This is a genomic window from Janthinobacterium sp. PSPC1-1, assembly GCF_049897625.1.
Classification (GTDB): Bacteria; Pseudomonadota; Gammaproteobacteria; order Burkholderiales; family Burkholderiaceae_D; genus Janthinobacterium; species Janthinobacterium tructae.
This window is the reverse complement of the sequence record NZ_JAFCWP010000003.1, coordinates 47,907-61,929: the sequence shown is the minus strand read 5'-3', so window position 1 is coordinate 61,929 and position 14,023 is coordinate 47,907. Positions and strand designations below refer to the sequence as shown.

Sequence of the window (14,023 nt, the reverse complement as noted above, 5' to 3'; positions counted from 1 at the left end):
TACGATTTCTTTACCGAGGCATGCATGAGCACACCTGATAGTCCGCAGCAGTTCAAGCCGTTCGACAGCGAACCTTTGTCGTGGGTGATGGTGGAAATCCGCGAAGCGCTGGGCCGCTCGAAAACGGCGCTGTTCGAGGCGGGTGGCCGCGAGCGCGAGGAACGCGCCACGGCACTGCAGCATGCGCGCTCGCATCTGCACCAGGCGCATGGCGCGCTGGTGATGGTGGACGTGGCCGGTGCCAGCCTGCTGACGGATGGCGCGGAACAGGCGCTGGCGCGCTTTCGCGACGGCAGCCTGGAATACACGCTCGACCATGCGCAGATCGTCGCCCGGTTGTATCAGGCCCTGACCGAATACCTGGAAGACCTGGTGGCCGGCACGCCGCCGCAGCCGACGCGTTTGTTTCCCTATTACCGCGACCTGCAAACCATGCTGGGCGCCGAGCGCAGCCACCCGGCCGACCTGTTTTTTCCGCCTGCATCGATGCTGGAAGGGCATGCCATCGCGCTGGCGGAGGCGCCGCCGGCAGCCGATTATCCGGCCTGGCGCGGGCGCTTTGAAAAGTCTTTGCTACCCTTCCTGAAAGCGCAGGATGATGCGGCGCGGCGCCAGCACGCCAGCGACTTGCATGCCACCTTGAGCCTGGTGGCCGACGCGCAGCAGGAAGCGCCGGCGCGTACCTTCTGGTTCGCCATGCAGGCGTTTGCAGGACTGGCGGCCAGCGGCGAGGGCATGGGCACGCTCAACGTCAAACAGTTGTTCGGCCTGATCAACCTGCAATTGCGCCGCCTGGCGCAGGGCACGGCCAGCCTGCCCGAAGCGATGCTGCGCGACGCCCTGTACTTCATTGCCGCCGCTGCCGAGCCGACGCCGGAGGCACGCCAGCTGCGTGCGGCCTTCGCTCTGGAAGGCATGGTTCCCGCCGACGTGGAAGCGCGGCGTTACGGCCAGGTCGACCAGGAAGCCTTGCAAGGCGCACGCACGGCCCTGGCGCAGGCGCGTGCCAGCTGGAGCCGTCTGGCGCAAGCCGACCTCGATCCCGCCCTGGGCGACGCATTCGAAGAGTCTTTGCAGCAGGTGGCGGCGCAGACCGACATCCTGAAGCAGCCAGCCCTGGCCAGCCTGCTGCGCGAATGCGCGGCCGTGGCGCGGCTAGCCGTGGCCAGCGGTCGCAGTGCGGCGCTGGAGAATGAAATCGGCATGGCGCTGCTGTTTGCCGATACGGGCCTGGAGCAGGTGCGCCGCCTGCCCGACGATTTCGCCGGCAATGCGGAAACCATCGCTGCGCGCCTGCAGGCGCTGCTCGCTGGCGAAGCGCCGCCGCCCGTCACGGCTGGCGAGCTGTCGCGCCAGATCGAGCAGGGCCAGACCGTCGCCGCGCTGGCCGAGGACATGAAGACGGGCCTGCGCCAGGTGGAAAAGGTGCTCAACGCATACTACGCGGATGCAGCGGGTGCGGGGACGGCGGGGGCCCTCGATGGCGTCGCGCCAATGCTGGGACAGTTGCAGCAGCAACTGGCCGGGCTGGGACAGGAAGACGCACGCGCCGCCGTGCTGCAGGTCGATGCGGCCGTGCGGCAGCTGGCCGCTGGCGACGCCAATACGGCAGCCAATGCGGAGGCGCACGCCGGGGCGCTCGACGAGATCGCGCAAAATGTCAGCGCGCTGGGATTTTTTGTCGATATGCTGGGCCGCAACGCGCAAGCGGCCAGCGGGCGTTTCCACTTCGATGCCGCCGCCGGCACCTTCCGCGCCCTGCCATTTGAAAAAGTCGCCGCCGCCGGCGCCGTGCCGGTGCCCTTGCTCGACCAGGCCCTGGCGCCCGCCGCGCCTGCCGGCATGGATGCCGCGCCGGCAGTGACCGATGTCGATGCGGAGATGCTCGATATTTTTATGGCCGAAGCGCGCGAAGTACTGGCCTTTATCGACACCACCCTGGCCTTGCCGCGCGAGCAGGCCGCCAGCGGCGACCATTTGGCCATGCTGCGCCGCTCTTTCCATACCTTGAAAGGCAGCAGTCGCATGATCGGCCTGGCACAGTTTGCCGAGGCTGCCGGCGCCATCGAGCGTGTCATGAATACCTGGCTGGCCGAGGCGCGCCCTGTCAGCGATGACCTGTTTACCTTGCTCAATTACGGCTGGTACCAGCTCAGCGAATGGGTGGCCGAACTGGAAGGCGGCGCAGGGCGCGAGCGCGAGGCTGGCATGCTGCTGGCGGCGGCCGAGCGCGTACGCGAAGGCGGTCCGTTCGAACTGCGCAAGCCGCGCGCGGCGGCGCCGCTGGCCAGCAACGGCAATGTGATCGGCTTTCCGTCCGCCACGGCGCCCGCCGCGCACGAAGCGCCTGACGATAACCTCAAGCACGTTGGTGAACTGCGCATCAGCCTCCCCTTGTACAACATTTACCTGGCCGAGACGGATGAATTGCTGCGCGTGTTGACGCGCGACTTCGGCGAATGGCGCCATGAACAGCGTACCGTCAGCGCGGAGGCGCTGCAAGCCGTGCATACGCTGGCGGGAACGTCGGGCACGGTGGGCTTTCAGTCCTTGCGCGACCTGGCGCACGCGTTGGAAACCGTGATCGAAACGGTGGTGCCGCCGCTGGCCGGCCTGCGCGCCGAACAGCACGACGTGCTGGAGCAAGCCACGCAGCGCATCGGACAGATGCTGCAGGCGTTTGCGCTGGGCGACCTGGCGCCAACGCAGCCAGACATGATCGAAGCGCTCAACACCCTGTGGCGCGCCTTGACGGCGCCGCCCGGCGAGAGTCAGGAAGAGCGGCTCGACGCCCTGTTTGCGGCCGCTTACGCCAGCATCGTCGGCACGCCGGCGCAACCTGCCGAGCCGCTCGCCGAAGTCCCTTTGCCGCAGCTCGAGACCTTGTTCGAGGCGGCGTATGCGAGCATCGTCGCCGACGCGCTGCAGCCGGCCGCTGCCGAAGTGCAGGCAGCGGCGCCCATGCAGGACAGCGGCGCCAGCGACGACCTGTTCGATGCCGGTTTCGAGCACGCACCTCCGTTGGAGCATGCGGCGCCGGAAGCGCCGGCGCCCGCCATCCTCCCGGCCGATGCGACCGCGCTGCTGGCGGCCAGCGCCGGCATCAGCGATGAACTCGACCTCGATTTATTGTCCGTCTTCCTGGAAGAGGGCGCCGACCTGCTGCCGCAGATCGGCGAGGCGCTACGCAGCTGGCAACAACAGCCGCATGACAGCGGGCAGGCGCAGATGCTGCTGCGCACCCTGCACACGGTCAAGGGCAGCGCACGCATGGCCGGCGCCATGCGCCTGGGCCAGCATGCGCATGAAATCGAGACGCATATCGAAAACATGCTGCACGCTGGCACCGCCACGCCGCAGGCCTTCGAGGAATTGCTGGCCCACTACGACCATGCGCTGCACCTGTTCGAACAGCTGCAGCAGCCCTTGCTGCCCTTGCCGGGCATGGAGGATACGCCGGCCGCCGAACCGAAGGCTGCGCTGGTGCGCGTGCGCGCCGACATCCTCGACCGCCTGGTGAACCAGGCCGGCGAAGTGTCGATCACGCGCTCTAAAATGGAAAATGAAGTGGGCGTTCTGGGCGCTTCGTTGTCCGAGTTTTCCGACAATCTGGCGCGCCTGCGGCGCCAGCTGCGCGAAGTGGAAATGCAGGCTGAATCGCAGATCGCCTCGCGCATGGCCGTCGGCAGCGAGCGCGAATTCGATCCGCTCGAATTCGATCGCTTTACGCGCCTGCAGGAACTCACGCGCATGATGGCCGAAAGCGTCAACGACGTGGCCTCGTTCCATGAAAACCTCAGCCTCAGTGTCGACGCGGTGACGGACGATCTGGTGCTGCAAGCGCGCCTGACGCGCGAGCTGCAGCGCGACCTGATGCAGATCCGCATGGTGCCGTTTGCCAGCATCGCCGAACGGCTGTTCCGCGTGGCGCGGCAAAGCGCCAAGGAAGTCGACAAGCGCGTCAACCTCGACATCCGCGGCGGCGGCGTGGAAATCGACCGCAGCGTGCTCGAACGCATGGCGGCACCGTTTGAGCACCTGCTGCGCAACGCCATCGTGCACGGCGTCGAGCCGCGCGAGGCGCGCCTGGCTGCGGGCAAGAGCGAGACGGGCGAGCTGCTGGTGCAGGTCAGCCAGCAAGGCAATGAAGTGGCGATCGCCTTTTCCGACGACGGTGCGGGGCTGGACCTGGAACGTATCCGCGCCAAGGCGCACGGCGCCGGCCTGGTGGCGACGGATGCGCCCTTGACCGACGCACAGGCGGCCGAACTGATTTTCACGCCCGGTTTTTCCACCGCCGACAGCCTGACGGAACTGGCAGGACGCGGTTTTGGCATGGACATCGTGCGCTCCGAAGCGCTGGCCCTGGGCGGGCGTGTGGAAACGCTGACGCAGGCGGGCCTGGGCATGCGCTTCACCATCCACCTGCCGCTGACCCTGGCCGTCACCCAAGTGGTGCTGCTGGCGGCGAACGGCAAGACGTATGCCTTGCCATCGGTGCTGGTGGAGCAGGTGCTGCACCTGAAAGGCGAGCAGCTGGAGCAGGTGCGGGCGGCCGGGTGCGTCGAGTCGCACGGGCAGTCGCTGGCGCTGCACCACCTGTCGGCCATGCTGGGCGAGACGCCGGCGGCGCAGGCCACGCAGCGCCATGCGCCCGTGCTGCTGCTGCGAAATGGCAATGACAGGCTGGCGCTGCAGGTCGATGACGTGGTGGGCAACCGCGAAGTCGTGGTCAAGCATGTGGGGCCGCAGCTGGCGCGCATGCCGGGCATCGCTGGCGCCACGGTGCTGGGCACGGGCGACATCGTGCTGATCCTCAATCCGGTGGCGCTGGCGCAGCACCTCGAGCATCACCCGGAACTGCTGTCGCAGTATGCGCTGGCCAGCAGCGAACAGCATGCCGCCTCCAGCGCGCTGGCCGTGCCAGCCGTGCGCGTGATGGTGGTCGACGATTCGCTGACGGTGCGCCGCGTGATGCAGCGTCTGTTTGAGCGCGAAGGCTACCAGGTGCTGCTGGCCAAGGATGGCCTCGATGCGCTGGAGCAGTTGCATGCACTGGAACCGGCCGCCATGCCGGCCCTGCTGCTGGTCGACGTGGAGATGCCGCGCATGGACGGTTTTGACCTGACGCGCAATGTGCGCAGCGACGACAAGACACGCGCCATCCCCGTCATCATGATCACCTCGCGCAGCGCCGACAAGCATCGCGCGCACGCGTTCGAGCTGGGCGTGAATGCGTATTTCGGCAAGCCTTTCCAGGAAGAGGAATTGCTGGCGGAAGTGGGGCGCTTGCTGGGTGGTGAGGTGGCGTAATCGACGCCAACGCCAACTATGTTGTCGGATTACGCGCGGCCTTGCCCCGCTAATCCGACCTACGCTCTTGCACGACGGCGTAAACCGGCGCCACCACGGGCCGGATTACGTCACCACTTTCACCACCGCATAGCGCTCCAGGGTCTCCTTGCGCGCCGCATCGTGCTGCACCAGCGGCTCCGGATAGTCGCGTCCCAGCACGATGTTTTTTTGCTCGAGCAGCATGCGCGGCACCAGCCAGGGCGCGTGGATTTCCTTGTCGCCCAGCGCCTTCAACTGCGGCAGGTAGCGGCGGATGAAGCGCCCGCTGGCATCGAATTTTTCCGATTGCGTGATGGGGTTGAAGATGCGGAAGTAGGGTTGCGCATCGCAGCCGGACGACGACGCCCATTGCCAGCCGCCGTTGTTCGACGCCAGGTCGAAGTCATTCAGGTGCAGTGCGAAATACGCTTCGCCGCGGCGCCAGTCGATGCCCAGATCCTTGATCAGGAAACACGCCGTGACCATGCGCAGGCGGTTGTGCATATAGCCCGTCTGGTTCAGCTGCGCCATGGCCGCGTCCACCAGCGGATAGCCGGTGCGTCCCTCGCACCAAGCGGCAAAGGCGGCATCGGCCTCGGGTCCTGTTTCCCAGGCGATCGCGTCGTAGGCCGGCTTGAAGGCGCCGCCTTCCACATGCGGGTTCTGGTACAAAATCATGGCGTAAAAATCGCGCCAGATCAGTTCGGCCATCCACACGGGCGCGCCGTCGCCGCCACCGCCCCGGTCCATCAGGTCGACGATGGTGCGCACCAGGTAGCGCAGCGATACGGTGCCGAAGCGCAGATGCATGGACAGGTAGGACGGCCCCTTCAGGGCAGGAAAATCGCGCGCCACGTCATAGCGGGCCAGGCGTGGCAGGAAATCCTCGAACAGTCGGCTGGCGCCCGACATGCCGGTGGGAATGGCCAGTTCGGCCAGGTTGCTGGCCTCGAAACCCAGCTCGCCCAAGGTCGGCAGCGGGGCCGGTGTGCCGCTGCGCGGCGGCGCCAGGCTGGCCGCGTGCGGTTCGATAGCGAGCGGCGCCAGGCAGCCCGGTTCGGCGCGCATTTTCTTCAGCCAGGCATTCTTGTACGGCGTGTAGACGGTGTACGGCTTGGCCGAGAGCGTCAGCACTTCGTCCTTTTCAAAGATGACCTGATCCTTGAAACTGAACCACAGGCGCGTCTCGTGCGTGAGCGCGGCCACCACCCTGGCGTCGCGGGTGATCGCTTGCGGTTCGTAGTCGTGGTTGGCAAACACGGCGTCGGCGTTCAGCTCGGCGGCCAGGCGCGGGATGGCTTCGGCGGCGTCCGCGTGCAACACGATCAGGTCGCCGCCCAGCTGGCGCAGCTCGTCGGCCAGTTCGGTCACGCTGGCATGGATGAAGTCGACCCGCCGGTCGCGGCGCGGCAGCGTTGCCAGGATGGCGGTGTCGTATACGAAGACACAATGCACGGCCTGGCTCTGGCGCAGGGCGTGATGCAATGCAGCATGGTCAAATGCGCGCAGATCGCGCCGGAACCACACCAGGGAAGTCTTGATTGTCATTATTTTGCGTGTTCAGGGTCAAAGATAGGCCATTTTTTGCCGCCAACAGGGCTTTATGGCCGCGCGCGTCGTGCCTTTGGCGTCGCTGCGGCGGCAATTCAGTGTAAACTAGCGGGTATGTTCGTGGTGGTTTATGTGCGACAGCGATTGTGCAATCAATTTTACAATTGGCATTGAAATGCGTCGGCAGGCAAAGCGAATTGATCATTAATTTACAACATAACAAGAATAGCGCCTGGCAACACGGTGCGCGCCGCCCAGCATTCGCGGCCGCTTGCGCCAGGCGTACGATAGCGGGGTAAGCGAGACTTGCCAGCAAGCCCACAGAGAGAGCATCGCGTATGAAAAAGAGTAAAATCGACCAGACTCTACCAGGGCATCGTTTGATGCAGGGTATGGGAGAGCCGGCCGCGACCGGTTCATCCACCTTGAATCTGGCCAACCATTTCCTGATTGCGATGCCGGCCATGCAAGATCCGATCTTCGGCGGTACGGTCGTGTACGTTTGTGAACATAATGAAAACGGCGTGCTGGGCGTCGTCATCAATAAACCCACCGACATGACCATGGAAGTGCTGTTCGACCGCATCGACCTGAAACTGGCGGCCGGTAGCGACACGCCCATCATCAACGAGCCTATCATGTTCGGCGGCCCCGTGCAGGACGACCGCGGCTTCGTGCTGCATACGCCGGGCGCGCACTATTCCTCGTCGCTGACGGTGACCGATGAAATCGCGTTTACCACCTCGATCGACGTGCTCGAAGCCGTCGCCAAGGGCGATGGTCCCGAGCGCATGCTGGTGTCGATCGGCTATTCGGGCTGGAGCCCGGGCCAGCTGGAAGACGAGATCGGCCGCAACGGCTGGCTGACGGTGGGTGCCTCGGCCGACATCCTGTTCGACTTCCCCATCGAGCAGCGTTACGTGGCGGCCATCAAATTGCTGGGCATTGATCCCCTGATGCTGGCATCGGAAGCCGGACACGCATGAGCGGTGACGCCATCGACACCATTCTCGCCTTCGATTTCGGTTTGAAACGCATCGGCGTGGCCATCGGCAATAGCATGATTTGCCAGGCCAAGCCGCTCAGCGTGATCACGGCCACGGCGAACGAGCCGAAGTTTGCCGCCATCGATAGCCTGATCAAGGAGTGGGGCGCGAGCCGCATCGTGGTGGGCTTGCCCAGCCATCCGGATGGCACCGAACACGAAATGAGCGCGCGTTGCCGCCGTTTCGCCAACCAGGTGCATGGCCGCTTCAACCTGCCGGTGGAACTGGTCGACGAACGTTATTCCTCGGCCGTCATCGCCGCCAAGCGCGGCGAAGTCATCGATGACCGCGCTGCCGCCATTATCCTGCAACAGTATTTCGACGCGAATTATTAATCTGACCTTAGACTCCCTCCCTGAATGATTAAGAACTCTATGCCGCATCCTACGAATCCATCCCAACTCGACGCCGAGGCCCTGTACGCGGTCTTGCTGCAGCAGGTGCAGAGCGGCCTGGCGGGCATCCCCAATGTGGCCATCGTCGGCATCCATTCGGGCGGCGCCTGGCTGGCCGAACGCCTGGCGCGCGACCTGAACCTGGTCGACCGCCTGGGTGTGCTCGACGTGTCGTTCTACCGCGACGACTTCGCCCAGAAAGGCCTGCATGCCGACGTCAAGCCGACGCAGATCGCCTTCGACGTGGCCGGCGCCACCATCCTGCTGGTCGACGACGTGCTGTACACGGGCCGCACCACGCGCGCGGCCATCAATGAATTGTTCGACTATGGCCGTCCGGCCAAGATCATGCTGGCCGCCCTGGTCGACCGCGGCGAGCGCCAGCTGCCGGTGGCCGCCGATTTCGTGGCTGCCTTCACTGCCGTGCCGGCGGGCCAGGCCCTGGTCCTGAAGCAAGCCGCCGATGGAAAATTCACGCTCACCCTAGATACCCACCATGCTTAATCCGCAACTGAATAAACACGGCGAACTGCAACATCTGCTGACGATTGAAGGCCTGCCGAAGTCTATCGTCAACCACATCCTCGATACCGCTTCCTCGTTCGTCGGCATTTCCGACCGCGATGTGAAAAAGGTGCCGCTGATGCGCGGCAAGAGCGTTTTCAATCTGTTCTTTGAAAACTCCACGCGCACCCGCACCACCTTCGAGATCGCCTCGAAGCGCCTGTCGGCCGATGTCATCAACCTCAATATCCAGGCCTCGTCGGCCAGCAAGGGCGAGTCCCTGCTCGACACCATCGACAACCTGTCGGCCATGCATGCCGACATGTTCGTCGTGCGCCACGCGCAGTCGGGCGCGCCCTACCTGATCGCCAAGCACCTGATCGACACCAAGCAGCCGCACGTCCACGTCGTCAACGCGGGCGACGGACGCCATGCGCACCCGACCCAGGGCTTGCTCGACATGTACACGATCCGCCACTACAAGAAGGATTTCACCAACCTGACGGTGGCCATCGTGGGCGATATCCTGCACAGCCGCGTGGCCCGTTCCGACATCCATGCGCTGACCACGCTGGGCGTGCCGGAAGTGCGCGCCATCGGCCCGCACACCCTGCTGCCGGGCGGCCTGGAACAAATGGGCGTGCGCACCTTCACCAACATGGATGAAGGCTTGAAAGGTGTGGACGTGATCATCATGCTGCGCCTGCAGAATGAACGCATGAGCGGCGCGCTGCTGCCATCGGCGCAGGAATATTTCAAGAGCTATGGCCTGACGCCCGAGCGCCTGGCGCTGGCGAAACCGGACGCCATCGTCATGCATCCGGGTCCGATGAACCGCGGTGTGGAGATCGATTCGGCCGTGGCCGACGGTCCGCAGGCGGTGATCCTGCCGCAGGTGACGTTCGGTATCGCCGTGCGCATGGCGGTGATGAGTATTTTGGCTGGTAATCAGGGCTGATAGCCCAAGGACGAGTAAGCGAGCATGACGACACTACATATCAAGAACGGCCACCTGATCGACCCTGCCAACGGCATCGATGGCTTGCAAGACCTGTTTATCGCCGATGGCAAAGTGCTGGCCGTGGGCAGCGCCCCGGCCGGTTTCAAGGCTGATACCACCTTTGACGCGGCCGGCCTGGTGGTGTCCCCCGGCCTGGTCGACCTGTCCGCGCGCCTGCGCGAGCCGGGCTACGAATACAAGGCGACGCTGGAATCGGAATTGCAGGCGGCCCTGCAGGGCGGCGTGACGAGCCTGGTCTGCCCACCCGACACCGACCCGGTGTTAGATGAGCCGGGCCTGGTGGAGATGCTGAAATACCGCGCCAAGACGCAGAACAAGGCCCATGTGCACCCGCTGGGCGCGCTGACCATGGGCTTGAAGGGCAAGTCGCTGACGGAAATGGCGGAACTGACGGAAGCGGGCTGCATCGGCTTCGCGCAGGCGGAGGAACCGATCGAAGACACCACCGTGCTGCTGCGCGCGATGCAGTACGCGAACACCTTCGGCTACACCGTCTGGCTGCGCCCGCAGGATCCGCATATCGGCCGTGGCGGCATCGCCCACAGCGGTCCGCTGGCCTCGCGCCTGGGCCTGTCCGGTGTGCCCGTGATGTCCGAAACCATCGCCCTGCACACGATCTTTGAATTGATGCGCGCCAGCCGCGCGCGCGTGCACCTGTGCCGCATCTCGTCGGCGGCGGGCCTGGAGCTGATCCGCGCCGCCAAGGCAGAAGGCTTGCCCGTCACCTGCGACGTGGGCGTGCACCACGTGCACCTGACGGACGCCGACATCGGCTTTTTCGATTCGAACGCGCGCGTCACGCCGCCGTTCCGCAGCCAGCGCGACCGCGATGCAATCCGCGCCGGTCTGTTCGATGGCACGGTCGACGCCATGTGCTCGGACCATACGCCCGTCGACGACGATGAAAAACTGCTGCCGTTCGGCGAAGCCTCGCCCGGTGCCACGGGCCTGGAACTGCTGCTGTCGCTGGCCCTGAAATGGGCTGACGACTATGCGCTGGCGCAGCCGCAAGCCGGTGCCCGTCCGCTGGCGCGCGCCGTGGCCAAGGTGACGTCCGATGCGGCCAGGGTCGCCGGTATTCCGGCCGGCAGCCTGGCCGTGGGCGAAGCGGCCGACATCTGCGTCTTCGATCCCGCCGCGCGCTGGACCGTGTCGTCGGCGTCGCTGGCCAGCCAGGGCAAGCACACGCCTTTCCTCGGCTATGAGCTGAGCGGCATCGTCAAGGCGACCATCGTGGCTGGACAGGTGGCGTTTCAGCGGTAATTATTTGTATCGGAGCCGTAGGTCGGATTAGCGGTACGCGTAGTCCGACAAGTCCATGGCGGCTCCTGTCGGCTTACGCAGCGCCTCACCGGCGCAGCTAAGCCGACCTACGCGGCTGTATGGCTTTGCTTCCAACCTTGGTGTCATTTGAAACTTCTGCTTACCTACCGCCTCGCGCGCATCGCCATTCACCTGGGCTGCGGCATGGCCAAGAGCGCCGTGCTCTTTCCCTGGCTGGACCTGGACGGACGCAACCGGCGCATCCGCCGCTGGTCGACACAGCTGCTCGACATCTGCGGCGTGCACGTGGAGCAGCCGGCCGCCAGCATGCCGGCCCTCGCGCATGCGATGGTGGTGGCGAACCACGTCTCGTGGCTAGACATCTTCGTCATCAATGCCGTTCATCCCTGCCGTTTCGTCGCCAAGGCGGAAATCCGCACCTGGCCGATCCTCGGCTGGCTGGCGGGTCGTGCCGGCACCATCTTCATTTCGCGCGGCAGCAAGCGTGACCTGCGTCTGATCTTCCAGGGTCTGGTGGATAAATTGACGGCGGGCGAGCGCATTGCGTTCTTCCCCGAGGGTACCACCGCCGCGCAAGGGCAGATTTTGCCGTTTCACGCCAATCTGTTCGAGGCGGCCATCGACGCGCAAGTGCCGGTGCAGCCGTTCGCGCTCGTGTATGTGGATGACAAGGGGGCCTTGCACCACGCCGTCGATTTCATCGGCGAGATGAGCTTTGCGCAAAGCATGGTGGCGATCCTGAGCGGCCCACCGATCACGGCGCGCCTGACTTGCCTGGCTTGCGTCGGTACGGCCGATGCACACCGGCGTGAGCTGGCGGCGGCAACGCAGGCGGCGGTGGCCGCCGCGCTGCCGCTGGAACAGCTTAATTCTTGACGTGCAGCCAGCGCGCATGGGCGGCGCGGGCCAGGTAGTCGAGAATAAACCCTAAAATCCCGATCAGCACGATGGCGGCCATCAGTTCCGAATACGCGAGGCGGTCGCGCGTGTCGAGGATGAAGTAGCCGAGGCCGGCCGAGACGCCCAGCATTTCCGCCGGTACCAGCACGATCCAGATGATGCCGATGGCCAGGCGCACGCCCGTCAGAATATCGGCCGTAATGCCCGGCAAAATCACCTTGAAGACGATCTCGCTGCGCGTGGCCGACAGGCTGCGCGCCAGCAGCAGCCAGTTCGGATCGAGGCGCGCCACGCCGGCCGCCGTATTGAGCAGGATCGGCCAGACGGCCGCAAACGCCAGCAGGAAGTACACGGGCGCGTCACCGACGCCCAGCACCATCACGGCAATCGGCATCCACGACAGCGGCGAAATCATGCGCAGCAGCTGGAACAGCGGCATGGCCGCGCCGGAAAAGCTTTTCGACATGGCCACCAGCACGCCCAGCGGAACGCCGATGATGATCGCCAGCCCCAGGCCGACAGCTACCCTTTGCAGGCTCAGTACCACATGCAGCCAGATATCCGAACCGCCCAGCATTTCCCGGAACGCCAGCGCCGTGGGCAGCGGTGCGAAGGCGGTGGCGATGGGCGTGGATTTCTCCAGCGCCGTCACTCCCATGGACCACAACAGCAAGGCACAGGCCAGCCCCACCAGGGGCAGGCCGAACTTCGTCAACAACTTGCTTGCCATCGTCAGACCGCCACGGCTTCGCTGCGCAGCAGGTTGGCCGGCAAGCCGAAGGCGGCCGGGCCACCGACTGCCGTGATGGCCTTGCGCACGAAGCGGTCATCGACCAGGTCGCGCGCGGCGAATTTCGGATCGAGATTGGCCAGGAAGCGTGTATCGCCTTCGACCTTGGTGCGTCCGATGGCGCGCACCAGTTCTTCCGTGTACGAGGCGAATGGATATGGCTGGAAGTCGATGCGGCGCTGCTGCCAGTTCTTGTGCACGATCAGGCCCTGCTTTTCGTAGCTCGCGTAATCGGTGGTGGCCAGCACCTTGGTCAGCACCTGCAGCGGATGCGGCGTGTAGCGGTGCTCGCCCACGTTCGACAGCAGCTTGGCCGTGTCGACCTGGTTCGAGCGCGTCCACAGCTGCGCCTTGACGATGGCGTTGGTCACCTTCTGCGCCCATTCGGGACGCGTGTTGATGTCGCGTTCGGACAGGAAAGTGACGCAGCACGCATGGTTTTTCCACACGTCGCCCGAGAAGCGCAGGATCTTGCCGATGCCGGCGTTTTCCGCCGCCGCATTGAATGGCTCGGCCACGATGTAGCCGGCGATGGACTTGCTGGCCAAGGCCGAGACCATTTCAGCCGGCGCCAGCACGATCAGGTTGACTTCATTCGATTTGATGGTGGCGTTGCGCGCGCGCGTGACCGGGGTCAGGCCATTCGAGGACAGGATTTGCTGCAGCAGGATGTTGTGGATCGAGTACCAGAACGGGATGGCGACCGTGCGTCCACCCAGGTCGGAGACCTTGTTGATCTCGTTGGCCACCGTCAGCGCGGAGCCGTTGACGTGGTTCCACGCGACGACTTTGGCGGGGAACTTGGCGCCGTAGCGCACCCACAGGGTGGCCGGCGACAGCAAATGGATGACGTTGACCTGGCCGGCGACGAAGGCTTCGATGATCTGTGCCCAGCTACGGAACAGGCGCGGCGTTTCCGCCTGCAAGCCTTCCGCTTCAAACAGCTTGCGGGCGTGGGCGACGAGCAGCGGAGTGGCGTCGGTGATCGGCAGATAGCCGATTTTCACCGGCTGGTCGTCGCCTTTCGGGCCTTGCTGGGCCATGGCGTCGCCGGCGAACAGCAGCGGCGAAGCGACGCTGGCCGTGGCCAGGGCCGACATGCGCAGGAAGTCGCGCCGTGTCAGGCCGCAGTCGCAATCGGACGAGGCGCAGATATGCAGGGGTTTGTTATCGTTGGGGAGGGACATGATGGGTTCCA

The 14,023-nt window shown here is 65.0% G+C and carries 10 protein-coding genes; 7 read left to right on the top strand and 3 right to left on the bottom strand.

Annotated elements, in window-relative coordinates; genetic code table 11:
- Positions 1-24: 24 nt before the first annotated feature.
- Positions 25-5,313 carry an Hpt domain-containing protein gene (locus tag ACP7EG_RS11330; protein ID WP_426087680.1) on the top strand — a complete coding sequence of 1,763 codons (5,289 nt, stop codon included), beginning with the start codon at positions 25-27 and terminating at the stop codon, positions 5,311-5,313.
- 105 nt (positions 5,314-5,418) lie between these two features.
- On the opposite strand, the gene ACP7EG_RS11325 is transcribed toward ACP7EG_RS11330, so the two are convergent.
- Positions 5,419-6,882, bottom strand: coding sequence for a cryptochrome/photolyase family protein (locus ACP7EG_RS11325; RefSeq protein WP_426087679.1), 1,464 nt, complete (start codon positions 6,880-6,882; stop codon positions 5,419-5,421).
- Positions 6,883-7,268: 386 nt separating this feature from the next.
- On the opposite strand from ACP7EG_RS11325, the gene ACP7EG_RS11320 reads away from it, so the two are divergent.
- From ACP7EG_RS11320 to ACP7EG_RS11295, 6 genes are all read left to right on the top strand, one after another.
- Positions 7,269-7,871 (top strand): YqgE/AlgH family protein, encoded by a 603-nt coding sequence (locus tag ACP7EG_RS11320; RefSeq protein ID WP_096237812.1) that lies wholly within the window; start codon positions 7,269-7,271, stop codon positions 7,869-7,871.
- A complete protein-coding gene (gene ruvX / locus ACP7EG_RS11315; RefSeq protein WP_232730726.1) occupies positions 7,868-8,266 on the top strand; it encodes a Holliday junction resolvase RuvX in 399 nt (132 codons plus the stop codon). Before ACP7EG_RS11320 ends, ruvX begins: the two co-directional genes overlap by 4 nt.
- Positions 8,267-8,305: 39 nt before the next feature.
- Positions 8,306-8,830 (top strand): bifunctional pyr operon transcriptional regulator/uracil phosphoribosyltransferase PyrR, encoded by a 525-nt coding sequence (gene pyrR, locus ACP7EG_RS11310; RefSeq protein WP_426087678.1) that lies wholly within the window; start codon positions 8,306-8,308, stop codon positions 8,828-8,830.
- The gene (locus ACP7EG_RS11305) at positions 8,823-9,788 is read left to right on the top strand and encodes an aspartate carbamoyltransferase catalytic subunit (protein WP_034746695.1); all 966 of its coding nucleotides are present in this window, start codon (positions 8,823-8,825) and stop codon (positions 9,786-9,788) included. Before pyrR ends, ACP7EG_RS11305 begins: the two co-directional genes overlap by 8 nt.
- 24 nt (positions 9,789-9,812) lie before the next feature.
- Positions 9,813-11,114 (top strand): dihydroorotase, encoded by a 1,302-nt coding sequence (locus tag ACP7EG_RS11300; protein WP_426087677.1) that lies wholly within the window; start codon positions 9,813-9,815, stop codon positions 11,112-11,114.
- A gap of 147 nt (positions 11,115-11,261) precedes the next feature.
- A complete protein-coding gene (locus ACP7EG_RS11295) occupies positions 11,262-12,011 on the top strand; it encodes a lysophospholipid acyltransferase family protein (RefSeq protein ID WP_426087676.1) in 750 nt (249 codons plus the stop codon).
- Here ACP7EG_RS11295 and ACP7EG_RS11290 read toward each other — a convergent pair.
- Both ACP7EG_RS11290 and ACP7EG_RS11285 read right to left on the bottom strand, forming a co-directional pair.
- The gene (locus tag ACP7EG_RS11290; protein ID WP_426087675.1) at positions 12,001-12,765 is read right to left on the bottom strand and encodes an ABC transporter permease; all 765 of its coding nucleotides are present in this window, start codon (positions 12,763-12,765) and stop codon (positions 12,001-12,003) included. The two genes, ACP7EG_RS11295 and ACP7EG_RS11290, sit on opposite strands and share 11 nt — an antisense overlap.
- Before the next feature lie 2 nt (positions 12,766-12,767).
- A complete protein-coding gene (locus tag ACP7EG_RS11285) occupies positions 12,768-14,012 on the bottom strand; it encodes an ABC transporter substrate-binding protein (protein ID WP_426087674.1) in 1,245 nt (414 codons plus the stop codon).
- Positions 14,013-14,023: the final 11 nt, after the last annotated feature.